Here is a 26964-nt window from a genome sequence, read left to right on the forward strand (position 1 = left end):
GAAACTCACCCGGAGCCACCACAATGACCCGCCGCGCGACCGACAACACGAAAGCCCTCGACGCCTTCCTCGCCGCGAAGACCGAGATCGACGCGATGCTGGAACGCCTGGCCGTCCTCAGCGCGGACCATTTCGAGACCAGCCCGGACGAGATCAACTGGGGCGATGTCGGCACCGTGAACCACTACCGCGCCAAGCTACGCGAGATCACCGACATGGCCTTCAGGGAAGGCGAACACGCCGAATGACATGACCAACTCCCGGTCCCGCCCGCCAACTGGCGGGCTCGACCTCGTAGAAGGGCCCGCATTCCGCGCGCCCCGATGCGACGGAGACGACGATGACCAAACTTTCCGATACCCAGCTCGTGATCCTCAGCGCCGCCGCGGAGCGCGAGGACCGCAACGTCCTGCCGCTCCCCGGCTCGCTCCGCGGTGGCGCCGCAACCAAGGTGGTGGGCGCGCTGCTCTCGCGCGGGCTGATCGCCGAGACGACGACCGACAGCCAGAGCAAGGCCGACGCCGCGCTCAATCGGATCTGGCGCAACGACGAGGACGGCCGTGCCATCCTCCTGCACATCAACGACGCAGGGCTCGCCGCCATCGGCGTCGAGCCGGAGGGCGGCGACAGCGCGCCCGCGGGCGCCGACGCGGCGCCGAGCGCCGTAGCCGCGCAGGACGCTCCCGGCGAGGCCGACGCCGGGCCCGAGGCGCGCAAACCGCGCACGGGCACGAAGCAGGCCAAGCTGATCGAGATGCTCCGCGCCGAGGGCGGCGCCACCATCGACGAGATCGTCACCGCCTTGGACTGGCGGCCGCACACGGTGAGGGGTGCGCTTGCCGGCGCGCTCAAGCAAAAGCTCGGCCTGACCATCACCTCCGAGAAGGTTGACGGAAGGGGCCGCGTCTACACCATCCGCGACTGACGCTCCGCACCGAAACGGACTGAAGGCCGCCGTCCACCCTCGGGCGGCGGTGTCTCATTCTGCACTCCGGATCCGGATCGCCTCGAACAGTCGCCGCAGCAGGTAGCCGCGCGCCAGCGAGACACCGACGAAGGCGAGGCCGATGGTCAGATGCTCCGCGAGCCCGGTCTCGATGCCGAACCACGGGAACACGATGATCTGCGTGGCGATGGCCAGCACATAGCCGACCACGACATTCGTCACGGCCTCGACCATAGACATGATCCGGCTCTGCTTCATCTCAGCCTCTCCGGCAGGCTTTCCAGAAACGCCCTCACGAACTCCGCCGCGAGCGGCGGCACGATCGCATTGCCGTAGCCCCGCAGCAGCCCCATGCGGCGGGGTATCCCATCAGCCAGCGGGAATGTTCCGGGCTCAACGGGCCGCCAGCGGTCGTCGCGGCAGAGGAGCCAATCCGGATCTCGCCAGACGCCGTCCGTCGCGCTGGCGCCGGCCAGGTCGGCGTCGTGGTCGACCAGCCCGCCAGCCAGACCTGTCGGCCGAGCAGCGCGTTGATCGGCACCGCCGGGCATTCCGATCCGTCCTTGTGATCCCGCGCAGAAGCCGTGGCCCAGCCCGCCTCCCTCCATGGCGACGGCGCCGAAGAACAGTCGCTGGCGGATATGCGGGGCGCCGATACCCGCAGCCGGCAGATCGGCCGCCGCGACGGCGTAAGATGCTGCTTCCAGCGCATCCGCCAGAGCGTCGAACCACGCCCAGCCGGCCGGACCCTCAGCCGCTGCGCGAGCCGCGCCGCAAACCGGTCCGAGCACTGCCGCGCTCGCGACCTGCTCGCCGAAGACGATGTTCGGCCGGCAGGCTGCGACGAGTTGCAGGAAAGCGGGGGCGAGATGGCGGTCATCGTCCTGTCCCTTGCGCTGTCCGGCGACGCTGAACGGCTGGCACGGCGGCGAGCCGGTCCAGACGGACAGATCCTCGGCCACGCCGGCGAGGCGCAGCGCGTAGGGCCAGCCGCCGATCCCGGCGAAGAAATGGCATTGCATGAAGCCGCGCAGATCGGCCGGCTCCACGTCCATGATGGAGCGCCCGTCCACCTCGCCCCTGGGCAGGAGCCCAGCGGCGATCAGTTCCCGCAACCAGGCGCAGGCGGCGGGATCGGCATCGTTGTAGTAGACGGACATCACGCGGCGGCGTCGGCCTTGTCGCCCAGCCGCTCGGCCTTCACCTGAGCGAAGCTCCGGCCCTCGCCGTCGAGGATCGCGTCCTTGCCGGTCTCGGCCTGCCAGCGCGCCACGGTGACATCGACATAGGCCGGGCTGATCTCCATCGCAAAGACCCGCCGACCGTTGGCCTCGCCTGCCATGATCTGCGAACCGGACCCCGAGAAGGGCTCGTAGCAGAGCCGGCCCCGCGCCACATGCTGGCGCATCGGGATCCCGAACGCGTCGAGTGGCTTCGGCGTCGGGTGGTCGGGCCGCTCGTCCTTGGCGAAGCTGGGCAGCGCCCATGTCGATGGGAGCGTTTCCTCGGCCACCTTCGGCGGCCGGTTCGGGCGGCGCCAGCCCATGAAGCAGGGCTCGTGCTTCCAGAGGTAATGCGACCGGGTCAGAACGCCGCGGTCCTTTACCCAGATGATCTGCTGGTGCACGAAGGCTCCCGCCTTTTCCCAGCAGGCCTCCAGCATCGCCTGGCGCCGCGAGGCGTGCCAGCAGTACCAGGCGGCGTCCTCGGTGATCGCCTCGGCCACGGCCGCCGCGATGAAGCCGTCGTAGAGCTCGGCGCCCTGCGAGCTGTCGTCCCAGGTCGTGCCGTAGGACGCCGACCAGTCCTTGTTGCGGGTCGGATGGTTCGAGCCGTCGTAATCGACGAGATACGGCGGGTCGGTGGCGAACAGGATCGCGCGCTCGCCGTTCATCAGGCGGCGCACGTCGGCAGCGCTGGTGCTGTCGCCGCACAGGAGGCGATTGTCGCCGAGGATCCACAGGTCGCCCGTCCGCGACGCCGGGTTGCGCGGCGGCTCGGGGATGGTCACCGGCGGCACGGAGCCCCCGGCGCCACCTTCTTCACCGTCGTCTTCCGCGACGTAGGCCAGCAGCTTGTCGAGCTCGCCATCGGAGAACCCCACCAGCGACAGGTCGAAGTCTTCGGCCAGCAACTCGTTCAACTCGGCCGACAGCAGCGCTTCGTCCCATGTCCCGAGTTCAGTCAATTTATTGTCGGCCAGACGATAGGCCCAGCGCTGCGCCTCGGTCAGATGCCCGAGCACGATGACGGGCGCTTCGGTCAGGCCAAGCTGTGTCGCGGCCAGCACGCGCCCATGGCCCGCGATTAGCTCGCCGTCCTCGCCGACGAGGCAGGGCACGGTCCAGCCAAATTCGGCCATGCTGGCGGCGAGCTTCGCAACCTGGTCGGCACCGTGCAGCTTCGCGTTCTTCGCGTAAGGCTGCAGGCGCGCAAGCGGCCATTGCTCAATCCGCTCGGGGGCAAAGCTCAGCGTCATCGGCAGGTCGGTCCTTCGGATCAGGGTGGATTCCCTTGGCTTCCGGTCTCCGGGGTCCAGACTGGACTCCACGCGGGGTCCAGCGGCCACCAAGGGTGTCCAGCTTCAAAGGCTTGATTTTGCGGTGTTTCAGGCGGGTTCAGGCGGCGCTGGCTTCCGGGTGGCTTCCCAAAAAATCGGCCCTGTCGCTGGCGATGCGTCGCGCTTCGCCCGCCAGCATACGAATGTCGCGCAGAAGGAACCGCGAAGTCGGCTCAGGGGGCCTGGCGGGGGCGGACAGCGGCCCGCAAGGAAAGGATCAGCGCCTTTCCTTTTCCAACGGACCCGCCAACGAAAGGATGGTTTCGCTCGGGGCCGCGCCGCGCGCGCCTCTCCCGAGTATATCCACTTTCTACCCCGGGAGAGGCGTTTTTGTCTGCGCGAAAACCCTCTACACGAGACTTTCCTACTGGCTGCGCGCCAGCTTGATGATCTCGAGGATCGGCAGTTTCCGGTTGAAGGGCCGCCTGTTGAGGTTGAGAGCGATCAGCGACAGCCCGTAGCGCCAGTGCTGATGCGCAGCGGCGTGGCAGAGACCGACGTGCCAGCAGATGTTCTTCCAGCGCTCGTCATGCGCCTTCATCCAGACGATCTTGCCGTCGATGGGCTCGAGGCAGTTCGTCCAGGTCAGAGTTTCCTCCATCCGCGCGATGTCCCGCGGCGAGGGCGAGACGCGCATGGGCTTCGGCTCCTGGCCCACCTTGTCGGCGAAACCGTGGACGATCTCCGGCCATGTGCTGAAGTATCCGTTGCGCCGGGGCTCCGGCAGACGGCGCAGGATCATACCCGCCTCGGAGAGCCGCGCTTCCACGTCGGCTGGTGTCCAATGGGTCATTTCCTCACCTCTCGTTGTGTTGGGCGCGCGCCGTAGAGACGCTCGCCGAGTTGCCGCACCAGCTCCCGCTCAGGCCAAGTAAGTCTCTGGTCGTCAAGGGAAACTGCGAACACGCGTTGCTCCTTCCAGCCGTCGCGCTTGACCTGTTCGGGGTTGCGGCGCTCGCCGCCATAGCCACGGGGAAACCGCCTCATTGCAGGCCCCCCTTGGTCTCCAGCGCCCAGAGCAGGATCGCGATGGCGTCGGCCTCGTTGTCGTCGGCGGGGCTGAAGCCGCGCGCCCGGGCCGCGGCCATCATCGCCTCCTTCGGTGCGTTGCCCTTGCCCGTGGCGTGGCGCTTGATGGTGCCGACCGGGACGCCCTCATAGGGGATGCCGCGCAGTTCGGCCCATGCGGTCAGCGTGGCCATCAGCCCGCCATAGACATGGGCCGCGTCGGTGGCCGCGTGGCGGCGGACCTCTTCGAACCAGATGGCGGCGACGGGTCCGGACAGCCGATCGATCTCGGTCAGCCAGTTGGTGAAGCGGAGATACCGCATACCGCCACCGTCGAAGCGGCCGGGGCGGAAGGATACCGTGCCGGAGGTGATCAGCCCGTCGATGCCGTGCAGCGCCCATCCCGTCGTCGTGCCGAGGTCGAGCGCCAGCATCGCGCGGTTGGCCTGGACGGCGGGTGGCAGATCGGGGATTGCCTCGCGGCGGTGTGTGGCGAGAGTCAGGTCAGCCATGGGTGGTCTCCTCTTCTGGTTGGCTGCTCGGGTGGAAGACGACGGCGGTCTGGTGCTTGGCGGTACGGGGCCGCCGTCGTCGGATCAGGTGGTTCGGGCGAGGACAGACCACGCGCGCGAAACCTCCTGGGGGTGGGCGTGGGAGAACCCGCGTGCGGCGTTCTCCCCCACCCCCGTAGGGGGTGGTTTCACCCCCGAAACTGGAAAACCGCATCAACACGCTGACAAGAAATGGGAATTCCAGTTTCGGGAGGGTGCTTTCGACTAACTCGCCCGAAACTGGGTGCAGCGTAGCGGTTGCGGCATCCGCGCAATCCTGCGGGGGCAGTTTCGGATGCGGGCCGAAACTGGCCAAGTCGGACGCATGCGCGCTTCTGCGTGAGGGTGGCGGGGCAGTTTTGGCAAGGCCCCGCATCTGGTTCAAACTGGCCCGCGCGCAATTCTGCGCGAAGCGATCTGCGGGGGCGATCATGGCCGTTCCCCCTCTGGGTAGACCCAGACCTGAGGGTTTTCGACCTCGAGCAGCGCCCCGGTCTGCGGCGATTTGTAATGGGTGGGCAGCACTGCGATGCTGGCGAGGGTGACCTCGCCGGTCGCCGGATCGACATCCTCGCCGCCCGTGGGCATGACCATCCCCTCGACGCAGAGGTACCCGAAGCGCGACCGCGACGGCCCAAGCCCGTAGGGGGCGCCGTCGCGGATGAACTTGATCGCCCCCTTGGTGGCTTGAACGGCGATCCGGTCGCGGATCGTGTCCTTGCCGCCCAGACCGCCCTTGTTCTCGAAGGCCTCGGCGAACTGGTTGATGGTGTAGAGCCGCCCCTCGGCCGCCTCCTCGAGCAGGATCGAGAGGATCACGTCCCGCTTGCGATCGCGCTCGGCGTCATGCTTCGCGCCGACTTCGGGGCGCACAAGCCGCTCGTTCATCGGGTTGATCTCGACCCATGTGCCCTTGACCTTGTCCACCAGCTTCGCAGGCAGCGCCGGGCCATTGCGTAGCTCGATCTCGAGGCGTCGCTGGGTCGAGTCCTCCTCTGGCCGGTGCAGGATCAGGCCGGTGGTGTAGAAGCCCCTGAGCGCGCTGGCGCCGGAGAGCGCGAGGAACGGATCCTCCTTCACCTGGTGCTTCGAGAGCTTCTTGGTGTGGTGGACGAGGATCACGCCGCAGTCCGGGTTGACGTGGTCGCGCAGCACCTCGACCCGATCCTTGAGGAAGAACATCATCGCGGCGTTGTCGTTCTCGCCGCCGCCGTCGGGCCCGCCGTCGAAGAGGTTCCGGATCGGATCGATGCAGAGGATGTCGAGCGGTTCGTCTGGGAATGCGGTCCTGATGGCCTCGGCCACGCGGGCGCTGCCCTCGGCATCGAGCAGCATGCGCAGCTTCGGCGTGACGATCAGGTTGTCGCGCGCGGCGGCGATCAGCTCGGGCGGCAGGCCGATCTGCTGCATTCGTTCGCGCAGGTAGTGATACTGGATCTCGGCCTGCAGGTAGAAGATCCGCAGCGGCCGTGGCGGAGTGAAGCCGAGGAAGGGCACGCCCGCCGCCATGTGCACGAGCAGTGCGATCAGCAGGTCGCTCTTGCCCACCTTGGGCGCGCCGCCGAGCACCAGAAGCCCGCCCGGCGTCAGAACGCGCGGGCCGATGATGTCGTCGGGCATCGGGCTCGTGTCGTCGAGCAGCGCACCCAGCGTGAAGGTGGGCAGGTCGGTCTGCGCCGGTGCTGCGCCGTCGAGGCGGATCAGCGGCGGTCCGTGCCGCTTGATGTGCAGCTCCCACAGGCGGTTCGTCTCGCGCTTCAGCCGGCCGAGCGGCCAGGCGGGGCGCAGCATCGCTGCATTGTAGCCGCAGATCGCCGTCCAGCCCTCGTCCATCGACATCCGGCCCTCGTGGACCAGCCGCAGGAAATAGCCGATGGCGGCCGAGGCGCCCTCGAAGCGGGACCAGTCGTCCGCGCCGCCCTCGTGGACCGGCGTCACCAGCACGTCGTCGATGGCGGGTTTCTCGCGGGGCTCGGCCGTGGCCATGCCGACGCCGGGCATGGGCGGCATGTCGGCGACGCGCTCGGCCATCTCGGCGAGATCGACCTCGAGCGCGGTCGCCTCGCGGACCTGCACCAGCCTGGTGAGCCCGCCCTTGTGATAGACGGTGCCGGGCACGCGGATCGGCTGATGGGCCGAGCGGAAATGTGTGTCGCCGCCGACCTTCAGGGCGATCTCGCCCCGCAGCTGACAAAGCCGGGCGAGATCGGCGCCCTCGGCGGGCTCGGTCAGTTTCCACCAGACGTGGAGCTTGGTCGCCCCCTCGGGCGTGCGCCCGCCGCTCTCGACGATCAGCGTCGGCCGGCCGAGATGGTGGACGAGATGATCGAGCTTGGCCGGGATGTCCCCCGAGTCGAGATCGACCACGAGGCTCTGCATCTGCAGGACATCCGCGGCGCGGGCCTGGCCGGTTTCCGCGACCGTGCCGGGGATGACATAGACCGCCGCGCCCTCGCGCGCGGCCCAGCCCGCGAAGGTGGCGAGCTTCTCCGGCGCGGTGGCATCCGCGTCGATCCAGATGTTGTGCGGGCGGCCATCCTTGCCCTGACCCTTGTCCACGAAACCGCGGACCGGGATCAGGCCCTCGGAATAGCCGAAAACCACGTCGACGAAACGGGCGATCTGGTCCGCGTCCGGTTCGACCGCGAAGGGATCGTCCAGGGGCGCCGCGTCGTTGAAATCCCGCCAGGGGTTGAAGTGGATGATGTTGTCGTCGCTCATGCCGGCTGGCTCCAGCACCGCTCGGCCCACGGGCAGAACCGGCATTCGAAGAAGTCGCGATTGGCAGCGATACGCGGCAGCAGTTCGCCCGCATCGGTCGCCCGCAGGATCCGCACGCCGCGATCCGACATGCGCTGTGCGAGATTGGCGTCGAAGGGCACCAGTTCATGGTGCAGCTCGGCCGTGTCCTTGTTGATCGCGGTGAAGAGCGCGGGGTTCGCGCTGATGCCCGGCACCGTCGCTTCCATATAGGCCTGGTAGAGCGCGATCTGCGCTGCATAGACGGGCTTCGCGACGGTCACGCCCTTGGCCACCGTCTCGCGCCAGTTCTTCGCGTTCATCGTCTTGCATTCCCAGAGCGCCGGGATGCGCAGCCCCAGCGCCGCCGGGGCCTCGGCAACGATCCCGTCGACATGACCGCGGATGCGTCCGCCCGCGACGGAGAAGCCGAACTGGCCGCCGTCCCGCTTCTGGGTGACCAGATCGAGCCCCGCTGCCCGCAGCCAGCGGATGGCGAGATCCTCGAGCTCATGCCCAATCGCGAAGATCCGCAGCGTCTGCCCGCGGAGATCCGCGCCATCATCCTTCGGCGCGCGCGCGAACTCGAACTGCAGCGCGCGCTCGCAGGCGTGCCCGAGCCGGGAAGCCCCGAGATAGTCGCGCGGCGGGGTTGCCGCGCGTTCAGCCTCGAGCGCAGCGTCGATGGCTGCATTCATCCGCTCGGCCATGGAGGGGCGCTTGTTGAAGTCCAGCATCAGAACGGGATCTCCGACTGGCTGGCGATCTCGGCCATCTCGGCGCGGAAGGCTTCGATGGCGGTGACGATCAGCCGATGCATGTCGTTCTGCGTCAGCTGGCCCAGCGGCCGGTTCCAGCCAATCCGTTCCATCTCGGGGGCGAGCGCGCGCATGACGGCGGGCAGCGCCTGGGTTTCCTCTTCGGTGAAATCGACCATGCTCAGTCCTCTTTTCGCTTTGCGGGTGAAGGCCGCCTGGCAGCCCATGGAGCAGAACCAGCGGCGGGTCCGGGTTGGCCGCGGCCGGTAGGGATCGAACCAGCCGAAGCCGCGGGTGCGCGCGGTGCAGACGGCGCAGAGCACCGGGCGCGGATGCCAGAGGCGATCACGGCCCGGTCGATCCGGAGCCGCTGCGGGCGGGGATGGGACTTGCGCGACATGGTTCACGCCGCCCTCCGCTCGGGTGCGGCCGTCATGACGAGGCGGCGAATGTCGCGCCGGTTGAACAGGAAGGTGATCAGCGCCGAGGCGCGGTAGCGGGTGATCCCGTAATCCTGCCGCTGCTCGGGCGAGAGGTATTGCAGCTGCTTTTCGGTAGGTGCCTGGCTTAGCCAGCGCCGGGACTTGAAGGCGCTCTCGTCGGTCTCGTGTTCGTTCAACCAGTCGTCGGCCTGCGCGAGGCAGACCGTGCGCTCGCCAACACCGAGAAGACGCGTCCGATCGTTCTTTGCACCCCCCACGGCATGCCAGCGCCCCTCGAGGAAGAACACGCCGCCCCAGGCATTGAAGCCGCTCGCCATGAGCGCGGAGTCGTCGTCGAACAGATCCTCCCAGGCGAAGCTGGAGCGCTTCAGGAGGTCGATCTCGGACATGACCACGCTTTCGAGCGGCGGTGCCCCGTCGCGGAGGAACTCGTATCCACAGATCGGGCATTGGCGAGCTGCGAGCGGGACCGTCGCCTCGCATTCCGGGCAGGTCTTCGTCGGCGCGTCGCACGGTGTGGGATCGCGGCCGTCGAGATCGACGTCCTGCTCCAGCGTGCCGTGGGTCAGGCTCGAGATCCCGAAATCCAGCACAATGCAGTCGGTCTTGACGATGCCGGGGTGCTCGGCCGGATCGACGGTGCGCAAGCCGCGCCCGACCATCTGGATCATGGTCGACTTGCAGGAACTAGGGCGCAGCAGCACGACGCAGGAGGTCGGCGGGTGGTCCCAGCCCTCGGTCAGCACCGCCACGTTGACGATCACCTGGATTTCGCCGGCAGCGTAGGCGGTAAGGATCCGTCGGCGCGTCTCGGAGCCGAGATCGCCGTGGATGACGCCAGCTGGACTCCCGTGGCCATTGAAGGCTTCGGCAACATTCTCGGCGTGGGCGACCGTCGAGCAGAAGACCACGGTCTGCCGGTCGCCGGCTTTCTCGCGCCAGTGTCGGATTACCTCGTCCGTGATCGGCGCGCGGTTCATGATCTCAGCGACGGCGCCCATGTCGTAGTCGGACGCGGTCTTTCGGACGGCGCGCAGTTTCTCCTGCACGCCCACATCGATCACGAAGGTGCGCGGGGGCACGAGATGGCCCGAGGCGATCAGCTCGGCCAGCGTGACCTGGTCGCCGACATTGTCGAAGACCTCGCGCAGCCCTTTCCGGTCGCCGCGATTGGGCGTCGCCGTGACGCCGAAGATGCGCGCATCCGGATTTGCGTCGCGGACGCGGTCGATGATCCGACGATAGCTGTCGGCCACCGCGTGATGCGCCTCGTCGATCACCAGCAGATCGAGCCTCGGCATCGCCTTCAGGCTCGCTGACCGGGACAGCGTCGGCGCCATGGCGAAGGTGACCTGGCCGTTCCAAGACTTGGAGCCGGCATCTACCTGGGACGTGGTCACCTCCGGATTGACCCGGGCGAACTTCGCGCGGTTCTGGCCGGTCAGCTCGTCGCGATGGGCGAGAACGCAGGCCTTGGCCTCCGTCTCCTCCACCAGCTTGCCGGTGACCGCGGACAGCATGATCGTCTTGCCGGCGCCCGTGGACGCGACGCCGAGCGTGTTGCCGTGCTTCGAGAGCGCAGCGAGGCTGCGCTCCACGAAGAGTTTCTGACGGGGACGGAGAAGCATCGCGCCCTCACTGCGCCCATGCGGGACGGCCCGGCACCGGCGATGCTGCGGGCTGCTGGACCGGCGCCTGCTGGGGCGCTGTCTGCGCGGGCGGCTGGTGGCCGTGCTGCGCCGCCAGCCCCATGACCTGCGCATAGTCGCGGTGGTCGGGCGTGACCGCGGCGCGGATCTCGTTCTTCTCCTCGCCCATGGCGTCGGTGCCGACGTCGATGCGGGCGACGAACTCGATTCCGTCGAGATCGGCGAAGCCGCCGATCCGCCGCGCCGCCTGCGCCTGCGGGGACTGATCCTTGTCCGAAATCCCGCGCGCCGAGTTCAGCATGCCGCGCACGAGGCTGCGGCCCATGTTGGCCCAGTCCGGACCCTTGGGGCTGTAGAGACCGATCAGCGTGAAGATCTTGCGCCGGGCATACTGGCCCTCGGTCACCGTGAACTCGCCGTTCAGGTACACCGCGCCGGTCGAGCCGCGGGTGGCATAGCCCCCGGTCCAGCCCTGCGACGGGTCGTCGAAGCCGCCGGGGCGGATGGTCAGCCGCACCTTGGCGAGCGTGCCCTTGGGGATGAGGTTCGTGTTGGACTGCGCATCGTTGAAGTCGTTCCAGAGACCGGACATGGCTCGGGTCCTTTCAGTTGGTGGGATAGGAATGGGTGTCGGTTGCCTTCGGACCGGGCGGCGGGGGCAGCTGCGGCGGCGAATAGGTCAGCCGCCGTTCCGCAGGGATCAGCGGGCCGCGGATCTTCTCCATCAGCCGGCCAAGATGGGGCTCTTCGACCAGGTCGAGGCGGCCGGAGCGGTCCTTGGCCGGGTAGCCCCACGGGTTCAGCGTCTGGCAGACGAAAGCCCGCTGAGGCCGGTTCAGCTCGTCCGGAAGGCTGGCCATGGTGATGACCTGATCGACGATGCCGGGCAGCTCGAGCCCGGTCTTCGAGCCGTCGATCTGCGGGACGAAGACCTTGCGATTGAAGTCGTCGAGCTTCTCGTCGAGGATCCCGACGAACCAGACATTCTTGCCGCGCGTGTGCTGGAGGTGGGTCAGCCAGCCGATCATCTCGCGCCCGTGAAGCCCGTAGGCGCCGCGGACATCGGGTTTCCCGGTCTTTTCCGAGTGCGCCTCCGGTTGCCCGCGGCACCACTGGAAGCAGAGCCGCCCGGCCACGGTGATCGAGTCGATGAAGACGGTTTCGTATTTGGCGAGGACGCGCGGATCTCCGAACCGGCCGCACACCTCGTCGAAATGCGCCTGGCTGTAGGGCTGGTCGGACCGGAGCGCCGGGTTCGGGCCGCCGATGAAGACCGCGAAGTCCCGACACTCCTTCCAGGTGCGAGGCCGGACCACGTCGATGTGCAGCCCCTCGATCGCGAGGTCACCCGCCTCGAGATCGAAGAACAGCGTGGTCGAGGCTTCGAGCGTCCAGAGCAGGCTGGTCTTGCCGATCCCGGACGGACCGAAGATCACGCCCTTGACGCCCCGCGTCTCGGCCAGCCGCTGATCGGCGGTGATGATGGGGAGGCTCACGCGCGGTCCTCCTGCGGCAGGATCGCGATCTTCAGCGCGCCGGTCTTCACCGTGCGGGCGGGCTCGAAGCCCTGGCGGATCGCCTCGGGCCAGGCTGCATAGGCGCGCTCGGGCACCTTGAAGCTGATCTCGACGTATTCGGACGGATCCTCGCCCGCGGCGCGGATGCGCTCGACCATGGCGGCGAGCTGGGTCTGGTCCCATTCGACGCGCTTCGGCAGATCGGCGACCACGGTGAAATCGCCGTCGGCGAGGCGGACGGTGCCGGTGTCCCTGCCGCAGGCGCGGCGGACCTCGGCGGCACGGGCGGCGTAGCGGACTGCAAGCGCGGTGGAAAACCGCGCGGTGACGGCCTTCATCTGCTTGGTGGCTGCGTCGATTTCGCGCTGCATCGCGGCCAGAAGCTCGACCGGAAGCTGGGCGATCTCGCCCGCCGGCAGGTTGATCAGCTCGTCGATGGAGGGGGTGTTCTCAGGGAACGGCATGAGGGTCTCCGTGGTGGGGATGGGGTCATGCGGCCTCGAGGAGGCGCATCGAAAGGGCGGCGCCGGCGGGTCCGGGCTTCGGGCGGGCGACGGCGATGTAGGCGAAGTGGTCGGGCCCGAGCCGGGCCTGCACGAGGTGGACGAGCCGCTGGTCGGCGGCGCGCAATGCGGCGGCCGCGACACCGCGCAGACTGCGCTGGCGCTCGGGCGTGAGGTTTGAGACGGCGCCGGTGGCGTCCACGGCGAGGAAGCCGCGGTGATAGACCAGCGCCTCGCCCGGGGCGGCCTGCGCGATCCAGGCAGAGAGCCCGACCTCGTCGAGCGCGGGACCGGCGGCGCCGAAGATCGACACGACCCGGCTGCCGTGGATGGCGGAACGGCGCTCCATCATGCCGCCCCCCGAACGCTGTCGGCGGTGTGCGTGAGCTGGTCCTTCTCGAAGGCCAGGATGTCCTCGAGCCGGTAGACCACCCGGCCGCCGAGTTTCATGTAGGCGGGGCCTTCCCCGGCCCATCGCCAGCGCTCGAGCGTGCGGTGCGAGATCGTCCAGCGCCGCGCGAGCTCCTTCTGTGTGAGGCAGGTCTTCTGCTGCATCGTCGTCTCCCGGTGTCGTTTGCTGGGAGCACGATGCGAAATCCCGCGAGGGGATGTCGTCAGGATTGGAGTGGGATGCGGAGGGGGATTGTCAGGAGCCTTTCAATCCAAGGGAGAATGGCTCCGTGGGGGATCGCTATCCCCCACTCATCCCCCGGCGCATCCCACCGCGGGGATCGGGAGGGCGCGCGGACGGGAGGGATGGCGCGGGCTCAGAGCCCGAGCAGGCGATAGGCGCCGCGGCCATCCGACTCGATCAGGAGGCGCCAGTTCTTCTTCGACTTGAAGACGTCGGACATCTTGAGGCTGCGCGAGCCCGCGGCGGCGAGGATCGCCTTGCCGCTCTGCCAAGGCTCGCCGCGCCCGGCAGCCTCGTGCAGCGCGCGCACGACCTGCGCCTGGATCGCACCCAGCCGGAAGTGCTGACCGTTGCAGCGGACATCCTGGTAGTCGGCGGAGGCATGGAACGCCCCGGGTCGTGGTCCGGCAGCCGCTCCGGCAAATCGCGTCTCGGCCTCGAAGCGGTCACGCTCGTCCCGCCTGAGGAAAAGATCGCGCTGCCGCACGGTGATGAGCTCTCGCTCCCCTGTCAGGCAGGCATAGTCGGCCTTGTGCGAGCGGAAGCGGCTGAGCTTCACCTCGCCATGCCGGAACAGCTGGAAGACGTCATGGGCGTGGAGGTCGAGCAGCCCGTTGAACGGGCCCCGCTCGAAGGGGACGGAGAATCGCTCCCCCTCCGGCGTCTCCTCGTAGTCGCCGAGCTCGACGGCCAGGTTGAACACCCGGATCGATAGCCGCAGCTGGTCGTTCTCGGCCAGGTAGACGAGGTCGGCCTCGGACATTGACCAGCGCTCGAGGATCTCCGGCAGGGTGAAATACGACTTCTCGATCTCCATCCGGACCCCCGATTTCCCATGTGCGATTGTTTAGGTTTTGTTCTAATCGCTTGACGGGTCCGCATCAATCCTGTTTTATCCTATTTCATCCACATACCCTTGGGGAAAACATGACCGAGCAGCACACCCTGGCCGACCGCCTGCGGGCCCGCGCCCATCAGCTCGGCCTGACACCCGCCCATGTCGCCGAGATGGCCGGCGTGCACCGCTCCTTCGTCTACGACATCCTGCGCGGCCGCTCCGCCCGCCCCGGCCTCGACCGGTTGGCCGAGGTCGCGCGCGTGCTGAAGGTGGACCGCGACTGGCTGATCCACGGCATCGGCGAGGTCGAGGGCACGCCCCCCTTCGTCGAGAACCCCGACGATACCTTCGTGGCCATCGCCCACGCCACACCTCGGCCCTCGATGGGCGGCGGCGCGGTGGTAACCGAAGACGGTGACACCCCCGGCCGTGTCTATCACTTCCGCCAGTCGTGGATCCGCCACAAGCTTAAGGCCAGCCCGTCTCAACTGCGCATCATGCATGTGGAAGGCGACAGCATGGCGCCGACACTCCTCAGCGGCGACGCCGTGCTCGTCGACATGACCCGCCGCGCGCCCAACCCGCCGGGCATCTTCGTGCTGGACGACGGGATGGGGCTGGTGGCCAAGCGGCTCGAGCATATCCCGAACAGCGACCCGCCCGCAGTGCGCGTCATCTCAGACAACAAGCACTACCCCGAATACGAAAGAACGGCCGACGAGATCCACATCGTCGGCCGCATCCGTTGGTTCGCGCGGGAGATCTGAGGTGATCGCGTTCCGGGATATCGACGATGCCGATCCGGCGCTTGCGTTCTCGCCGCTGGTGCGCGGGATGGAGAAGACCTTCGCCTGGATCGGCGAGAATGGCGGCATTCCCCTGACGCCGTCCAAGGCCTTCAAGCGGGTATTCGTGCACTGGGCCGCGGCCGAGTTCGACTGGCCCGGCCACACCGAGGCGGACCTTTTCGCCGTCAACAAGGTCCTGAACGAGCCCGACTTCGCACCGCTCATGGTGCTGCACGACCTGATGATCGCGATGAAGCTCGGGCGGCACTACAAGGGCGAGTTCCGCTTGACCAAGGCGAGCCATGCGATGGCGGGTCATCCCGGCCGGATCTTCGGCACGGTCGTCCCGTTCTTCCTGTTCCGCATCAACCACGCCAGTATGTCTCGCTTCGACGATGCCCCGATCCTCGGCAATTGGGACGTGTTCCTGAACGTGCTGAATGTCGAGACCGAGGATGGTGCGACCGGCGCCTACCTCCGCCGCGTGCTTTTCGGCGAACCCGAGGCAGGGCCGGTCCCGCACTATGACGATGTGATGGGCCAGCTCTACATCCAGGTGCTGCGCCCGCTCTGCTGGGCGGGACTTCTGCAGCAGGAGCGTGGAACGCCTAGCTATCGGTTCGAGGACGCGGTGTTCATGAAGACCCCGCTGTGGCGGGCGGCGCTGCGGCTGGAGACGGATGGGATGGTGCGAGGGGCGACGCGGCACTGACTGCGGTCGCCCCCCTAACAGGTCAGGTAAGTCCTTGGAAAAAATGAGCTGCGACACTGACCGACGATTGGTGAGGGCTTGCGGTCAGGGTATGCCGAAAATATTCCTGTTTCAACTTGTTCCAACCTGTTGCACACCGTTACGGACATGACCGAGACGAAGCACGAACTATCCGATTACAGCATCTATGAATGCGTGCTTCAGGCCGTGGATAAGCAGCTCGAGGCGCTTGTCGGGGTGGAAGTGCCATTCCTTTCGGCTTGGCCCGTGGATCTGCCAGAGGGAGCAGACGGGGACGAAGACGACCGAATGATCCGTATTTCATTCGAGGATGATTACTTGGATCAGACCGTCGAGGGTGAATTCCGCATCCACGAGAACATACTTAAGGGCGTCGCTAAGGGGCGCGACGAAGATCTCGGGGCCTTCGTCGAAGCGTTGTTGCCGACCTTCCGCCCGGGCTATGTGCAGGCGGTCCTCCGACACGAACTCCATCTAGTCGAGAGCGAGTGGTTCGAGGATCAACGGATTATAAAAAAATTCGACGCATATGACGTCTTTCAAAGCTTTGGCACCACGCCTTGGACAATTGCCGATCTTACGGTTCAGGGAATCGCTGCCGACCTTTTCCGTGTCGAAGTTGTCTTCCGAAATGAAGACTTCGAGCAATACGCGCGGGAGCAGGCAAAAACGGACCAAGGCATCGACTACGACCAACTGATCCTTCCGATCTCCCTGACTTGGAATGAGTTCGTGTCCGCCACCGATACTGTCGCCCACCTGACTGATCTTCTGAGGCGTATTCACCGTGATTTCTTGGTGCTGAAGGATGATCTGAAGGGACACTACTCGGATGACGCCGACCGGCTGATTGACTATTTGGACGCTTTGGCTGAAGGGGATGAAGACCGCCTAGCCGAAGATCCCTTCAAGACTGGTGAATTAGTTTGCGATGATGATGGGCGTGTGCATTTTTCGTCGGATTTGGAGAAATAGAACCGATCTACGAGAACGGCGAACAGGCTTCAGACCCTATAGCTGGTCCTGCAGTCCACACAGCGGCGCTTGATTCCGGCCGAACTCAAGCTAACCTCAGCCTTCTATAGTCTCGTACGACCTCATACTCGCGGCCTCGCGCTTCTACGACAACCCCTTGTTTTAACTTGCATTCCCTCGCCGCAGACGGTGAACACGGAGCAAACCGCCTCAGTAGGTTCGCTCCCCATGCAAGACGACATCGCCTTCGCGCCCCCCGCCGAGACGCTCACCACCGATGAGCGGCTCGCGGAGCTGGCCGCCATCCTCGCCAGCGCCATCGCGCGCACCAACCCACTGGAAACGAACGATATTTCTCCGATCGACGGAGACAGTTCGCTGGACATTCTCGCCCTCAGACGCCGTCGTCGGAGACAGGTGCAAAACCGAGTTGGAGACGAGGCATGAGGAAAAACACAAGAAAATCAGCAGCAAAGGCCGCGCTCGCGCGCCAGGCGGAGGGGATCGACGTCCTGACCGAGCTGGCGGCGCTGAAGGCCATGACGGTGCCGGAGCTGCAGGCCAGGTGGCGGGTCATGTTCGGGGAACCCGCGCCGAACGCCAGCCGTGGGAACCTGGAGCTGCGGATCGGCTACCGCATCCAGGAACTGGCCCATGGCCGTATCAAGCCCGCGACGCGGCGCACGCTGGACGCGCTGGCGGCCGAGGTCGCCTCGGGCGCGCCGGGGCCGCTGATCGCGGATCCCCGCCGCCCGATCCCCGGCACCAAGCTGGTGCGCGAGTGGCAGGGCGAGGAGCAGGTCGTCACCGTCCTGACAGAAGGTTTCGAATGGCAGGGGCGGCGCTTCAAGTCGCTCTCGGCCGCGGTGCGCGCGATCACCGGCAGTCACTGGAACGGCTGGAAGTTCTTCGGGCTCGCCCATGGCGCGGAGGCCCGCCCATGAGCCGCGCCAAGCTCGAACCCGTCCGCCGCCTGCGCTGCGCCATCTACACCCGCAAGTCGAGCGAGGAAGGGCTCGACATGGAATTCAACAGCCTCGACGCCCAGCGCGAGGCCTGCGAGGCCTACATCACCTCGCAGCGCGCCGAGGGCTGGGTCGCCCTGCGCGACCGCTACGACGACGGCGGCTTCTCCGGCGGCACGCTGGATCGCCCCGCGCTGGCACAGCTTATCGCCGACATCGAAGCCGGGCTGATCGACGTGGTCGTGGTCTACAAGATCGACCGCCTCAGCCGCGCGCTGATGGATTTCTCGAAGCTGGTGGAGGTCTTCGACCGCCACGGCGTGACCTTTGTCTCAGTCACGCAGTCCTTCAACACCACGACGTCCATGGGGCGGCTGACGCTGAACATCCTGCTCAGCTTCGCCCAGTTTGAACGCGAGGTGATCGGCGAGCGGATCCGCGACAAGTTCGCCGCCTCCCGCCGGAAGGGGATGTGGATGGGCGGCCCGGTACCGCTCGGCTATGTCGTCAAGGACCGCAAGCTGGCGATCGAGCCCGCCGAAGCCGAGCAGGTCCGCACGATCTTCCGCCTCTATGCGCGATCCAGTTCCACGGCGCAGGTGCTGAAGGAGCTGCACGCCCGCGGGATCCGCACCAAGCGCGGCGCAGTGTTCGACCGGGGCTACCTGCTGAAGTTCCTGCACAACAAGGTCTACCTCGGCCTCGCCGTGCACAAGGACGAGGTCCATCCCGGCGAGCACAAGGCGATCATCGACAAGAAGCTGTGGGACGAGGTCCACGAGGTCATCGCCAACAACCGCGTGGCGCGGGCGGCGGTAGCGCGCACGGCGCAACCTGCGCTCCTGCGCGGGCTGATCTTCACCGAGACCGGTGCCGCCATGACGCCGCACCACACCAAGCGGAAGGGCAAGCGTTACTGCTACTACACGTCCATGGACGTGATCCGGAAACGTCCTGCAGCCGAGTTGCGCGGGCCGCAGCGGCTGCCGGGTGCCATGGTCGAGGAGGCCGTCATCGGCGAAATCCGCCGGATGCTGCGCACGCCGGAGGTGGCGGCGCGCACCGCGCGGGCGGTCCGGAAGGAACGGCCCGATCTCGATGAGACCACCGTCGTCGCCGCGCTGGCGCAGTTCGACGACCTCTGGAAGGCGCTGATCCCGGCCGAGCAGGCGCGCATCGTCCAGCTGCTGGTCGCGCGCATCACGGTAAGCGAGGCCGGCCTCGCCATCGACCTGCGCCACGACGGCCTCGGCGCCATCGCCACCCTGATGGCCCCGCCGAAGAAGGAAGTCGCCTGATGCCCGCGCCCGAAACCCTGCGCGTCCACATCCCGCTGGAACTGCGCCGCCGCGGTGGACGTCCCCGGATCCTGCCGCCGAAGCATGTCGAGGCCGCCATGGGCCGCGGGCAGGATCCTCACCTGCTGCGCGCCATTGGCCGGGCATGGGGCTGGCGGCAGCGTCTGGAACGCGGCGACGTCGCCACGCTCGCCGATCTCGCCGCCGACGAGGGCCTCTCCGACCGCTACGTCAGCCGCCTCCTGCGCCTCGCGTGGCTTGCGCCAGAGGTTCTCGAGCGGCTCGTCGTCCACCGCGAGCCCTCGACAATCAGCATCTACGATTTGTGTTTCGTGGCCTCCCTGCCGTGGGACGAGCAGCCGGGGCGGGTGTTCGACTGAATGCCGACCGACCGAAACGAGAGCGTTCAATCGAAAGAGATTAAGTCTTCGAACCAATCCTGATGAGACCTTCCATTGCTTGGATGTAGGGATTTTCTTCCAATGCTTTTGGCTTCGTGATGTCTTTATGCTGCGCCCACGTCCGCCCGTAATCTGAAAGCTCGGGCGCCGAGCATACCACTGTTAGCCAACTCCCCTCTTGGCTTCTCTTCAACCTGGTCAAGCCAGCGTATACCAAAGCCAAGCTTTCAGCGTGCGCAGCCTCGGTGACGTAGACGACAAGGAGGCGCGCTTCCCAACCCTTGAAGCTGTGCAAGGTCGTTGCCTTGATCCTGGCATCGCCCATGTAGAACCCCATTTTTCGGCGGCGATGATCCACGCCGAAGGTGTCAACTGCATGAATGCGATATTCCGAAAGGCGCTCTACGACGCTGGCTCCGGACTTCATATCTCCAGCCAGCATCGTAATATCCGCATTGGCTAAACCGTCCTTTCCGGTCTCGCGCATCAAGTAGAGGATCTCGTCCGAGCAGACCTTCTCCGCGTTGTCTGGGTCGCACTGCACCCAGCGAAGATGGCAGGGGTAGAGGTCTAGCGATCCTTGCTCCGGCTCAGGAAGATCAATCACTTCTTTCGGCAGGAAAGCCTCGGCGAAGTTCCGTGCTAGGTTCAGAGCGTCCGGGGGCAGCCTATAGCTGACATTTAGTTGTGCCCACCGGCCACCGGGGAACCCGGCACCTTTCATGACATCGTCCGTCCATGCCCTTGCTGTGCCGTAGACATCCTGAGTGGCGTCGGCCACTAGAAGCATTTCACCGTCAGGCTTGCACGCCTGGCGCAACACGTTCCACCAGAGCGGGCGATAGTCCTGCCCCTCATCAACAAGGATCGCGTCATACCTGCTCGCGCCAGGCTGATTGATCGCTTCCTCCGCTAGTCGAGGAAGCGCGACGTTCAGAACATCTTCTTTCCGTCCATCCGAAAATACTGACTTCCACAGGTCGTCATACCGATGCTCCCAGCCAACCTCGTGGCAGACGTGTTTGCACCAGAGATGAAAATGCGTGAACTGGATGTTCCTGATGCGATGAGGGGCCTCGATATCACGAACGATGAGATCCCGCAGGTAATGCCACAGCGTGATGTTGAAGGTGGCGACGAGTACCGATTTCCCCTCATTCGCAAGACGTGCTGCGCGTGCAGCGAGTACTAGGGACTTTCCGGAACCAGCAGGGCCCTTGATCCTGCGATATCCTGTGTCAGTGCGAGTTTCTGCCAAGGTACGCTGGTTCCGATCCAGAACCAATGGTTTCCTCTGTGTCGACGCGAAATCTGGCTCGACCAGCCATCCCCGTAAATCTTGCGCACGATCTTCCGACATTACTCGTGAGCCCGTCCGCGAAAACTCCGGGAAAATAGCTTCCAAGTCTCCGGAGGAGAGCTCTTCTATCCCGCTCACAGGCTGATACCTGGCGTATCTGTCACCGGATGTCGACTTGAGGAACGGCTCGAAGAGCTTCTTCACGTCATCCGCCCGAGCAAAAGGAAAAATTGCGCCGGCCGTGATCGCGGCCCAGCCATTCCCCTTCTGAAGCCTCGGACAGTACAGATCGAATATTTCCTTCTTGTAAAGGTTGACCTTCGTAATGGGGTTCTCTTTCTGAATGCAGAATTCCTTGCCATCACGCTCAGCCCACAGTGTATGGCCCCATTGGTCCTTTTTGGTGAAATATCGCATGGCGCGAAGGTCCCAGTCTTTAACCTCAAATACTCCGATGCCACCATTTGGATTCATGAGCACGAAGTCCGGCCTTAGGCCATTGAGGTGTGGCTGGATGTAGATTTCCCAATCACTCGGCAGGTGATCGTTAAAGACATCGAGGACTTTCTTTTCCCCCTCAGTTAGAATTTGGCGAAGCCTGGGATGTTCTACCAGAGGCGGATAAATTGCTCGCTGAATCATTGGAATATACGCTCCGATATCAATTCTTTTTGGGAGAAATGAGGATTTCCCGCATTTGCTTCTTGATGGGGTCTTCAATTTCTAGGATGCCAGCTTTCTGGAGATAGTCGAGCGCACTGCCTTCCTGGAAACCGTAAGCATTTTCGCGCTCAAGAGCATGCTCTGCAGCATCCATGATCGCATCCGCGTTGATTGTCGCAGATGCAGCATAGTCAGCCAGGCGGCGCGAAATCTCATCTGTAATCAGCGCGGAGGGGCTCTTGCCCGCCAGCTTGGAGAGGAGGTCAAGCATCGCTGCGACCTTATCGCCGGGCCGCACGTTGACCATGGAGTAACTCTCGGTGCGTGCATCCGCTTGAGCTTCGCCGATTTCATTAATCAGTTTGGACAGGATTCCGTTGGTCACTTGGCCAGACCTTTCAGTTTGTCACGCAGGCCGAGATAGGTGGGGCTGCGATAGTCTTCTTCCGTGTACTGATACCCTGCTGACATACTCACGTCCGGTGGTTGGCCATGCGGGTTGCTGTACTCCAACATGCTGTGAAGCATGTGTCGAAAGTTGGGACCCAATGCGTCATAGACCCAAGGCAGAGACAGATCGTCGTACGATGCGGACAGATCTGCGACGTGAGCCAACAGGACCCGCGCATCACCCTCTTCGATGCTCATTAGTTCATCGCGCAGGATGTCATGCAGGATCTGATTGATCAGCGTTGATCGCGTCACTCCGTGAGTCTTGGCGAGTGCGTCTAGCAGGCACACATCATCCTGCTTTACGCGGATGTTGAACTTTCGGTCGCTCTTGGCGTGCCCGACGTCCTCTTCTGCATGCGCGGCAAGTTTGTCCTGCATAACACGCACGGTGAATTCCCCACGCTTTGTCGTGAAGGATCGAGTATGCTTTTCAGCCACGGCAGTACCTCTTGGCGTTGTGACGGAACCTCTTGGTGTTGCGGAAAACCGTGATCTGGGTTGCTCCGTCATCCCCGATAGCCAGCGTCGCTCCACCAGCCCGACGCAGACGTTCAAGGACTTTCAGCCTCATCCGCTTCCGATCGATCTCTTCGCAGTTCATCCTTCATTCCTCCACAGGTCACGCTGCTCCTTGGCTTTGCGTTCGAGCGCCGCGATTTCCTTCCTGAGCGCCCTTTCCGCCCGCGCACATGCGTCTCCGGACAAGACAAGGCGGTCTGCGCGAGCGTTCCACTCACCGAGTTCGAGGACCACGCTGATCTCTTCCTCGGAGATGCCACGCTGGCGCATCCGATGTTCCATGTGTTCTGTGCGCATATCGACATCCTTAGCCGGTTCGTGACCCCTTATATGAGCCAAGAAATGGCTATGTCAACATGCTTTGTATTGGCTAGTTTGACTGGGGACTGTCAGACGCGGGTCGAGCGAGGATCTAAGCTGTGCCGATGTCGAATTCGCCCAGCTCACCACCACGGCTTCGGTGCTTGGTGCGCTGGGAACGTCGAACGTCATACGCCTTGGTATCCGCAATCCCCATCTCGATCAGCCGCGTCAGAGCAGCATGGGCTCAGGTTCTGCGCTGTGCTTGGGCGATCTGGGCTGGATGGAAGAGCACGGCTCGAAGCGATGACGATGCGCTTGGGAGTGATCTGACGAGAATAGTCATTGTCGAGCGAAAGCCACTCTGCAAACCACCCGTACCGCTACGCTCCTTCCGGCCAGCGCATCCAGCGGCTGCGCCTCCTGCGTGTTGCGGCTCTGGTCCCCTCGAAGGCGATTGACACAAGGCCCGAAGTTTTGGCGGTGTTGAAAGTCAGGTCATTGGAAAGGCGAGGGAATTTCCGACCGAACCGAAAACGGCGAGGTTCGCCCGAACAGAGACGGAGCGCCGTTCAGAGCCCGGAACGGGCCTGGCGCGCTGTCTCAGAGGTACGCATGGGGGAGGCAAAGCCCTTTGAAAACACGACTATTTCCGCGCCGCTATGGGCGCCTATCCGTGTTCGCAACAGGGATGATGGCGGACAGTGAGGGATTCGAACCCTCGAGACGGTTCCCCGCCTACACACTTTCCAGGCGTGCGCCTTCGACCACTCGGCCAACTGTCCGTGCGCGGGGTCTAGCTCTTGTCCGCGGCAGGCGCAAGTCAGAGCTTCGAGATACGCTGCTGAAGTTCCGCAAGCTGCCGACGGATTTCGGTCATGTCCTCGGTTTCCTCGGCTGCGGCGCCGCGCTTGGGATCGGGCTTGCGGGCGGGAGCGTTTTCGGCGGCCGGGGCCGCGTCGTCCAGATCCTCGGGTGCGGGACCGGAACTGCCGCTCCACCCGCCCATCAGCGCCTTGAGGAAAGCCTGCTGCTGGCGGTGCAGGGCGTCGAAGCCCGGCACCCGTGTCATCGGGTTCGGCATGACCGCCATGTTCTCCATCAGCTTCGACTGGCTTTCGCGCAGCATCTCGAAGCTGGCGGCCAGAAACTGGGGGACGACGGAATGGGCACTGGTGGCATAGCTGCGGACCAGATCGGTCAGCACGTCGATCGGCAGGACGTTTTCGCCCCGGCCTTCGTGTTCGGCGATGATCTGCAACAGGTATTGCCGGGTCAGGTCGTCACCCGATTTCAGGTCGACGATCTTCACCTCTCGCCCCGCGCGGATGAAGGCGGCGATGTCGTCAAGCGTCACATAGTCGCTGGTTTCGGTGTTATAAAGCCGCCGGCTTGCATAGCGTTTGATCAGAAGCGGCGTGGTCGGTGCGGGCATGGCTGACCCCGGTCATGCGAATTCGCCCCATGATGGGTGCTGCATCCGCAAAAGGCAAAGCAATTTTCCGCACCTGCCAAGGGCCTGGGCCGCAGCCATGAAAAAAGGGGCGAAACCGCCCCTTTCTTCGGATCGTCGGCCGATCGCGATTACTGCGCGGCGACGGTGGTCGCGGCGGCCGAGGCTTTCTTCACGGCGGCCTGGTTTTCGCGCACGACGTTTTCCGCCACGTTGCGGGCGTCGGCGGCAACGTCCTTGCCGGCGGTCAGCAGCAGGTCGACGGTGTCGACCTGGACTTTCTTCGCCACTTCGGCGAAGGCCGACAGGTGCTCGGCCGCGACTTCAGCCGAAGCCGAGGCGAAATCGGTCAGCGACTTGGCATAGTCCGCAGGCTCTTGCTTGACGGCGGCCAGTTCGCCGACGCGGGCGATGGTGTCCTTGGCCCACTGGGCCGAAATCTCGGTCGAACGCTCGGCGGCGTTCAGGGTCACGCGGGCCAGTTTCTCGCCCAGGACGCTCTGGGATTTGAAGGCTTCCTGGAACGACGAGGTGTCGACCGGGAAGTTGGCCAGGATGTCCTGGAAGGTCTTTGCGAAATCGGGGGTCTTTGCCATGTCATCACTCCTATCAGCGCAGCGGAAGGGACGTTTCGATGAGAGAGGTTTCCGCAGCTAAAGCCATTCTCGTGACCGGAATATGAATGCTGCGTCGCGGCATTTCAAGTATTTTATGCTGCGCCGCAGAAAAATCCGGGTTGAAATCGGGTTGCTTCGTGCAACCTGTTGTTTCAACCCGACTTCACGCCGCCCGTTCGTGGACATAGGTTCCCGGCGCCGGGCACAGCCCCGCTTCGGGTTCGCGGGCGGGCACCATCCCCCCTGCCCGTTCGGCCAGCCAATCGGCCCAGCGGGTCCACCAGGTGCCCGGAGCGAAGCTGGCTGATTCTTTCCAGTCCTGATAGCTGCCGCCGAAATCGGTGCTGCCCAGATAGTGGCCGTATTTCTTCTTGGTTGGCGGATTGACGATCCCGGCGATATGGCCCGATTCCGACAGGATGAAGGTCTTGTCCTTCGACCCCATGCCCGCGACGCCGCGCCAGCAATCCTTCCACGGCGCGATGTGGTCGGTTTCGCAGGCGATGGCGCAGAGCGGCGTCGTCACGTCGGACAGATGCAGCTTGTGGCCCATCAGCTCGAAGCCCCCGGTGGCGAAGGCGTTCTGCTGGCACAAGCCGCGCAGGTATTGCATCGCCATCTTGCCCGGCAGGTTGGTGCTGTCGCCGTTCCAGAACAGCAGGTCGAAGGCGGGCGGCGACTCTCCCATCATATAGCTGCGGATGGCCGGACCCCAGACCAGGTCGTTGGGGCGCAGAAAGCTCATGGTGCGCGACATCAACTGCGCGCGCAGCAGGCCGTGGCGCTTCACCTCGTCGGCGATGCCGGTCACGAAATCGTCTTGCAGGAAACTGACGAATTCGCCCTGATCGGAAAAATCCGTCAGGGTCGTGAACAGCGTGGCCGAGGCGACCCGGTCGTCGTTGCGCTGTTTCAGCAGCGCCAGGGTCAGCGACAGGGTGGTGCCCGCGATGCAATAGCCCACGACGTTCAGGCGGGGCTGGGCGGTCAGGTCGCGGACCTTGTCCATCGCCTCCAGATAGGCGGCGACGTATTCCTCCAGCCCGACATCGGCATAGCTGGAATCGGGATTCTTCCAGCTGACGACGAACAGCGTGTGGCCCTGTTCGGTCAGCCACTTGATCAGGCTGTTCTGCGGCTTGAGGTCGAGGATGTAGAACTTGTTGATCCAGGGCGGAAAGATCAGCAGCGGCGTTTCGAACACCCGGTCGGTCGCGGGCCTGTACTGAATCAGTTCGTATAGCGGGGTCCGATGCACGACCCTGCCTTCCGAGGTGCCGATGTTGTCGCCGATCGAGAAGGCATCCCGGTCGGCCAGCGACACCACGATGTCGCCGCTGTTGCGTTCCACGTCGCGGACCAGGTTTTCCAGCCCCCGCACCAGGCTTTCGCCCTCGGTCTCGACAGCCCGTTCCAGGGCGTCGGGATTGGTGGCCAGGAAATTCGTGGGCGCCATCATGTCGACGATCTGATCGGTCAGCCAGGTGATGCGGCGGCGGGCGGTGTCGTCGGACAGTTGCAGATTGCCCGCCGCGTCCTTCAGCGCCTTGGAATTGATCAGGTATTGCCGCTTGACGAAGCTGAAATAGGGATGGCTGTCCCACAGCGGGTTGGCGAACCGCTTGTCGCCCCTATGCCCTTCGCCCCCCTCCGGCTCGGCCTTGCCCAGGGTCAGCGCGCGATGGGCGCTGGCATAGTTCTTCAGCGTCTCGCCCCAGTAATTGACCTGGTTTTCCAGGATGCGGGCGGGCTGTTCGGACAGCGTCTTGACCCAGGCATTGGCGGCGGTCAGGAACAGATCGGGCCCCGGCGCCTCGATCCCCGGATTGGGACGGGGCCGAGCGGTCAGCGCGGCCATCAGCCGCTGGCCCAGGGCCTCGATCCGCTCAATGTTCTCGGCCAGCTTGCGGGCGGTCGCGCCCGACGATCCGCGCGCCAGGGCCTCGGCCATGGCCTGAGGGGCGCGGCCCGGACCGGCGGCGGGTTCGGCCGGGGACGCCTGGTCCCGATGCAGCGGCGGGGCGGCGACGGGCGCGGGGGATTCGGCGGCCGGGGTTGGCTGCGCAGCGGCGGCCCTGGCGGCGGGCGGCTTGGCTCTTGCCCTGCCCGGCTTCTTGGCAGGCGTCGGCGCGGCCTTTTCAGTCATGTCCGATTCGCCACGCTGTCCCGCAACTTTGTTGCCGTCAGATTCTGCACTTCTTGCCATGGTTCCGCTTCCCCCCTATGACTGATTTCATCATAGGCGCAGGGCGGCAATTGCGCAAACACGGGTTTTGAACCCATTGCCCCAGCGAGGCGTTCCGCCCCGACGCAGCAACGAAAGGACGACCCCTGTGGCGCTCAAGGGTATCAA

31 protein-coding genes and 1 tRNA gene are annotated in these 26964 nt (G+C 65.1%); 9 read left to right on the forward strand and 23 right to left on the reverse strand.

What is annotated here, in order from left to right; genetic code table 11:
- Positions 1 to 23: 23 nt before the first annotated feature.
- Complete coding sequence (locus PXD02_RS08290; protein ID WP_275106321.1) at positions 24 to 248, forward strand: hypothetical protein; 225 nt, start codon at positions 24 to 26, stop codon at positions 246 to 248.
- 92 nt (positions 249 to 340) lie between these two features.
- Complete coding sequence (locus PXD02_RS08295) at positions 341 to 925, forward strand: DUF3489 domain-containing protein (RefSeq protein ID WP_275106322.1); 585 nt, start codon at positions 341 to 343, stop codon at positions 923 to 925.
- A 54-nt stretch (positions 926 to 979) separates the two neighbouring features.
- On the opposite strand, the gene PXD02_RS08300 is transcribed toward PXD02_RS08295, so the two are convergent.
- The 15 genes from PXD02_RS08300 to PXD02_RS08375 form a co-directional block, all read right to left on the reverse strand.
- A complete protein-coding gene (locus tag PXD02_RS08300) occupies positions 980 to 1204 on the reverse strand; it encodes a DUF7220 family protein (protein ID WP_272857930.1) in 225 nt (74 codons plus the stop codon).
- Complete coding sequence (locus PXD02_RS08305; RefSeq protein ID WP_272857931.1) at positions 1201 to 2106, reverse strand: DNA cytosine methyltransferase; 906 nt, start codon at positions 2104 to 2106, stop codon at positions 1201 to 1203. The genes PXD02_RS08300 and PXD02_RS08305 overlap by 4 nt, the downstream gene beginning before the upstream one ends.
- Positions 2106 to 3425, reverse strand: coding sequence for a site-specific DNA-methyltransferase (locus PXD02_RS08310; RefSeq protein WP_275106323.1), 1320 nt, complete (start codon positions 3423 to 3425; stop codon positions 2106 to 2108). The genes PXD02_RS08305 and PXD02_RS08310 overlap by 1 nt, the downstream gene beginning before the upstream one ends.
- Positions 3426 to 3870: 445 nt before the next feature.
- Positions 3871 to 4299 carry a DUF6362 family protein gene (locus PXD02_RS08315; RefSeq protein ID WP_085378160.1) on the reverse strand — a complete coding sequence of 143 codons (429 nt, stop codon included), beginning with the start codon at positions 4297 to 4299 and terminating at the stop codon, positions 3871 to 3873.
- 190 nt (positions 4300 to 4489) lie between these two features.
- Entirely contained in the window at positions 4490 to 5026 is a 537-nt protein-coding gene (locus tag PXD02_RS08325; RefSeq protein WP_275106324.1) for a hypothetical protein, read from the reverse strand.
- 468 nt (positions 5027 to 5494) lie between these two features.
- Positions 5495 to 7786, reverse strand: a complete 2292-nt coding sequence (locus PXD02_RS08330; RefSeq protein WP_275106325.1) for an AAA family ATPase — start codon at positions 7784 to 7786, stop codon at positions 5495 to 5497.
- Entirely contained in the window at positions 7783 to 8541 is a 759-nt protein-coding gene (locus PXD02_RS08335) for a PD-(D/E)XK nuclease family protein (protein ID WP_275106326.1), read from the reverse strand. Before PXD02_RS08335 ends, PXD02_RS08330 begins: the two co-directional genes overlap by 4 nt.
- Positions 8541 to 8741 (reverse strand): DUF6511 domain-containing protein, encoded by a 201-nt coding sequence (locus PXD02_RS08340; RefSeq protein ID WP_275106327.1) that lies wholly within the window; start codon positions 8739 to 8741, stop codon positions 8541 to 8543. Before PXD02_RS08340 ends, PXD02_RS08335 begins: the two co-directional genes overlap by 1 nt.
- Before the next feature lie 224 nt (positions 8742 to 8965).
- Positions 8966 to 10633, reverse strand: a complete 1668-nt coding sequence (locus tag PXD02_RS08345) for a DEAD/DEAH box helicase (protein ID WP_275106328.1) — start codon at positions 10631 to 10633, stop codon at positions 8966 to 8968.
- Positions 10634 to 10640: 7 nt separating this feature from the next.
- Complete coding sequence (locus PXD02_RS08350; protein ID WP_275106329.1) at positions 10641 to 11246, reverse strand: hypothetical protein; 606 nt, start codon at positions 11244 to 11246, stop codon at positions 10641 to 10643.
- A gap of 13 nt (positions 11247 to 11259) precedes the next feature.
- Positions 11260 to 12150 (reverse strand): ATP-binding protein, encoded by an 891-nt coding sequence (locus tag PXD02_RS08355; RefSeq protein WP_275106330.1) that lies wholly within the window; start codon positions 12148 to 12150, stop codon positions 11260 to 11262.
- Positions 12147 to 12635 carry a hypothetical protein gene (locus tag PXD02_RS08360; protein ID WP_275103471.1) on the reverse strand — a complete coding sequence of 163 codons (489 nt, stop codon included), beginning with the start codon at positions 12633 to 12635 and terminating at the stop codon, positions 12147 to 12149. Before PXD02_RS08360 ends, PXD02_RS08355 begins: the two co-directional genes overlap by 4 nt.
- Positions 12636 to 12660: 25 nt before the next feature.
- On the reverse strand, positions 12661 to 13026 hold the full coding sequence (locus tag PXD02_RS08365; protein ID WP_275103472.1) for a hypothetical protein: 366 nt from the start codon (positions 13024 to 13026) through the stop codon (positions 12661 to 12663).
- Entirely contained in the window at positions 13023 to 13229 is a 207-nt protein-coding gene (locus PXD02_RS08370) for a helix-turn-helix transcriptional regulator (RefSeq protein WP_036707919.1), read from the reverse strand. The genes PXD02_RS08365 and PXD02_RS08370 overlap by 4 nt, the downstream gene beginning before the upstream one ends.
- 212 nt (positions 13230 to 13441) lie before the next feature.
- Complete coding sequence (locus PXD02_RS08375; protein WP_275103473.1) at positions 13442 to 14125, reverse strand: hypothetical protein; 684 nt, start codon at positions 14123 to 14125, stop codon at positions 13442 to 13444.
- A gap of 110 nt (positions 14126 to 14235) precedes the next feature.
- On the opposite strand from PXD02_RS08375, the gene PXD02_RS08380 reads away from it, so the two are divergent.
- From PXD02_RS08380 to PXD02_RS08410, 7 genes are all read left to right on the forward strand, one after another.
- Positions 14236 to 14913 carry an XRE family transcriptional regulator gene (locus tag PXD02_RS08380; RefSeq protein ID WP_275103474.1) on the forward strand — a complete coding sequence of 226 codons (678 nt, stop codon included), beginning with the start codon at positions 14236 to 14238 and terminating at the stop codon, positions 14911 to 14913.
- A 1-nt stretch (position 14914) separates the two neighbouring features.
- Positions 14915 to 15646 (forward strand): hypothetical protein, encoded by a 732-nt coding sequence (locus PXD02_RS08385; RefSeq protein WP_275103475.1) that lies wholly within the window; start codon positions 14915 to 14917, stop codon positions 15644 to 15646.
- Between the two features lie 147 nt (positions 15647 to 15793).
- A complete protein-coding gene (locus PXD02_RS08390; protein WP_275103476.1) occupies positions 15794 to 16642 on the forward strand; it encodes a hypothetical protein in 849 nt (282 codons plus the stop codon).
- 228 nt (positions 16643 to 16870) lie between these two features.
- A complete protein-coding gene (locus PXD02_RS08395) occupies positions 16871 to 17089 on the forward strand; it encodes a hypothetical protein (RefSeq protein ID WP_275103477.1) in 219 nt (72 codons plus the stop codon).
- Positions 17086 to 17586: a DUF2924 domain-containing protein gene (locus PXD02_RS08400; protein ID WP_275103478.1), complete on the forward strand. Its 501-nt coding sequence runs from the start codon at positions 17086 to 17088 to the stop codon at positions 17584 to 17586. The genes PXD02_RS08395 and PXD02_RS08400 overlap by 4 nt, the downstream gene beginning before the upstream one ends.
- Positions 17583 to 18905 (forward strand): recombinase family protein, encoded by a 1323-nt coding sequence (locus PXD02_RS08405; RefSeq protein ID WP_275103479.1) that lies wholly within the window; start codon positions 17583 to 17585, stop codon positions 18903 to 18905. The genes PXD02_RS08400 and PXD02_RS08405 overlap by 4 nt, the downstream gene beginning before the upstream one ends.
- Complete coding sequence (locus PXD02_RS08410; protein WP_149590033.1) at positions 18905 to 19285, forward strand: hypothetical protein; 381 nt, start codon at positions 18905 to 18907, stop codon at positions 19283 to 19285. The genes PXD02_RS08405 and PXD02_RS08410 overlap by 1 nt, the downstream gene beginning before the upstream one ends.
- A 40-nt stretch (positions 19286 to 19325) precedes the next feature.
- Here PXD02_RS08410 and PXD02_RS08415 read toward each other — a convergent pair whose 3' ends face one another.
- The 8 genes from PXD02_RS08415 to phaC form a co-directional block, all read right to left on the reverse strand.
- Positions 19326 to 21248, reverse strand: a complete 1923-nt coding sequence (locus tag PXD02_RS08415) for a UvrD-helicase domain-containing protein (protein ID WP_275103480.1) — start codon at positions 21246 to 21248, stop codon at positions 19326 to 19328.
- A 19-nt stretch (positions 21249 to 21267) separates the two neighbouring features.
- Positions 21268 to 21654, reverse strand: a complete 387-nt coding sequence (locus PXD02_RS08420; protein WP_275103481.1) for a hypothetical protein — start codon at positions 21652 to 21654, stop codon at positions 21268 to 21270.
- Positions 21651 to 22160, reverse strand: a complete 510-nt coding sequence (locus PXD02_RS08425; RefSeq protein WP_275103482.1) for a hypothetical protein — start codon at positions 22158 to 22160, stop codon at positions 21651 to 21653. Before PXD02_RS08425 ends, PXD02_RS08420 begins: the two co-directional genes overlap by 4 nt.
- 159 nt (positions 22161 to 22319) lie before the next feature.
- Positions 22320 to 22538, reverse strand: a complete 219-nt coding sequence (locus PXD02_RS08430) for a DUF4258 domain-containing protein (protein ID WP_275103483.1) — start codon at positions 22536 to 22538, stop codon at positions 22320 to 22322.
- A 698-nt stretch (positions 22539 to 23236) separates the two neighbouring features.
- A tRNA-Ser gene (locus PXD02_RS08435) sits at positions 23237 to 23326 on the reverse strand.
- 38 nt (positions 23327 to 23364) lie between these two features.
- Positions 23365 to 23976 carry a polyhydroxyalkanoate synthesis repressor PhaR gene (gene phaR, locus PXD02_RS08440; RefSeq protein WP_275103484.1) on the reverse strand — a complete coding sequence of 204 codons (612 nt, stop codon included), beginning with the start codon at positions 23974 to 23976 and terminating at the stop codon, positions 23365 to 23367.
- Positions 23977 to 24125: 149 nt separating this feature from the next.
- Positions 24126 to 24590, reverse strand: coding sequence for a Phasin (locus PXD02_RS08445; RefSeq protein ID WP_275103485.1), 465 nt, complete (start codon positions 24588 to 24590; stop codon positions 24126 to 24128).
- 184 nt (positions 24591 to 24774) lie between these two features.
- On the reverse strand, positions 24775 to 26562 hold the full coding sequence (gene phaC / locus PXD02_RS08450) for a class I poly(R)-hydroxyalkanoic acid synthase (RefSeq protein WP_473092076.1): 1788 nt from the start codon (positions 26560 to 26562) through the stop codon (positions 24775 to 24777).
- Positions 26563 to 26964: the final 402 nt, after the last annotated feature.

The organism is Paracoccus sp. S3-43, assembly GCF_029027965.1.
Classification (GTDB): Bacteria; Pseudomonadota; Alphaproteobacteria; order Rhodobacterales; family Rhodobacteraceae; genus Paracoccus.

Excerpts from the sequence above, each read along its gene's own strand:
- PXD02_RS08305 (WP_272857931.1), bottom strand. The coding sequence starts at position 2,106 with ATGTCCGTCTACTACAACGATGCCGATCCCGCCGCCTGCGCCTGGTTG.
- PXD02_RS08370 (WP_036707919.1), bottom strand. The coding sequence starts at position 13,229 with ATGCAGCAGAAGACCTGCCTCACACAGAAGGAGCTCGCGCGGCGCTGG.
- PXD02_RS08290 (WP_275106321.1), top strand. The coding sequence starts at position 24 with ATGACCCGCCGCGCGACCGACAACACGAAAGCCCTCGACGCCTTCCTC.
- PXD02_RS08415 (WP_275103480.1), bottom strand. The coding sequence starts at position 21,248 with ATGATTCAGCGAGCAATTTATCCGCCTCTGGTAGAACATCCCAGGCTT.
- PXD02_RS08340 (WP_275106327.1), bottom strand. The coding sequence starts at position 8,741 with ATGGTCGATTTCACCGAAGAGGAAACCCAGGCGCTGCCCGCCGTCATG.
- PXD02_RS08325 (WP_275106324.1), bottom strand. The coding sequence starts at position 5,026 with ATGGCTGACCTGACTCTCGCCACACACCGCCGCGAGGCAATCCCCGAT.
- PXD02_RS08365 (WP_275103472.1), bottom strand. The coding sequence starts at position 13,026 with ATGATGGAGCGCCGTTCCGCCATCCACGGCAGCCGGGTCGTGTCGATC.
- PXD02_RS08405 (WP_275103479.1), top strand. The coding sequence starts at position 17,583 with ATGAGCCGCGCCAAGCTCGAACCCGTCCGCCGCCTGCGCTGCGCCATC.
- PXD02_RS08380 (WP_275103474.1), top strand. The coding sequence starts at position 14,236 with ATGACCGAGCAGCACACCCTGGCCGACCGCCTGCGGGCCCGCGCCCAT.
- PXD02_RS08400 (WP_275103478.1), top strand. The coding sequence starts at position 17,086 with ATGAGGAAAAACACAAGAAAATCAGCAGCAAAGGCCGCGCTCGCGCGC.
- PXD02_RS08390 (WP_275103476.1), top strand. The coding sequence starts at position 15,794 with ATGACCGAGACGAAGCACGAACTATCCGATTACAGCATCTATGAATGC.
- PXD02_RS08315 (WP_085378160.1), bottom strand. The coding sequence starts at position 4,299 with ATGACCCATTGGACACCAGCCGACGTGGAAGCGCGGCTCTCCGAGGCG.
- PXD02_RS08375 (WP_275103473.1), bottom strand. The coding sequence starts at position 14,125 with ATGGAGATCGAGAAGTCGTATTTCACCCTGCCGGAGATCCTCGAGCGC.
- PXD02_RS08410 (WP_149590033.1), top strand. The coding sequence starts at position 18,905 with ATGCCCGCGCCCGAAACCCTGCGCGTCCACATCCCGCTGGAACTGCGC.
- PXD02_RS08300 (WP_272857930.1), bottom strand. The coding sequence starts at position 1,204 with ATGAAGCAGAGCCGGATCATGTCTATGGTCGAGGCCGTGACGAATGTC.
- PXD02_RS08430 (WP_275103483.1), bottom strand. The coding sequence starts at position 22,538 with ATGCGCACAGAACACATGGAACATCGGATGCGCCAGCGTGGCATCTCC.
- PXD02_RS08295 (WP_275106322.1), top strand. The coding sequence starts at position 341 with ATGACCAAACTTTCCGATACCCAGCTCGTGATCCTCAGCGCCGCCGCG.
- PXD02_RS08310 (WP_275106323.1), bottom strand. The coding sequence starts at position 3,425 with ATGACGCTGAGCTTTGCCCCCGAGCGGATTGAGCAATGGCCGCTTGCG.
- PXD02_RS08335 (WP_275106326.1), bottom strand. The coding sequence starts at position 8,541 with ATGCTGGACTTCAACAAGCGCCCCTCCATGGCCGAGCGGATGAATGCA.
- PXD02_RS08445 (WP_275103485.1), bottom strand. The coding sequence starts at position 24,590 with ATGGCAAAGACCCCCGATTTCGCAAAGACCTTCCAGGACATCCTGGCC.
- PXD02_RS08360 (WP_275103471.1), bottom strand. The coding sequence starts at position 12,635 with ATGCCGTTCCCTGAGAACACCCCCTCCATCGACGAGCTGATCAACCTG.
- phaR (WP_275103484.1), bottom strand. The coding sequence starts at position 23,976 with ATGCCCGCACCGACCACGCCGCTTCTGATCAAACGCTATGCAAGCCGG.
- PXD02_RS08350 (WP_275106329.1), bottom strand. The coding sequence starts at position 11,246 with ATGTCCGGTCTCTGGAACGACTTCAACGATGCGCAGTCCAACACGAAC.
- PXD02_RS08330 (WP_275106325.1), bottom strand. The coding sequence starts at position 7,786 with ATGAGCGACGACAACATCATCCACTTCAACCCCTGGCGGGATTTCAAC.
- PXD02_RS08345 (WP_275106328.1), bottom strand. The coding sequence starts at position 10,633 with ATGCTTCTCCGTCCCCGTCAGAAACTCTTCGTGGAGCGCAGCCTCGCT.
- PXD02_RS08395 (WP_275103477.1), top strand. The coding sequence starts at position 16,871 with ATGCAAGACGACATCGCCTTCGCGCCCCCCGCCGAGACGCTCACCACC.
- phaC (WP_473092076.1), bottom strand. The coding sequence starts at position 26,562 with ATGGCCGAGGCCCTGGCGCGCGGATCGTCGGGCGCGACCGCCCGCAAG.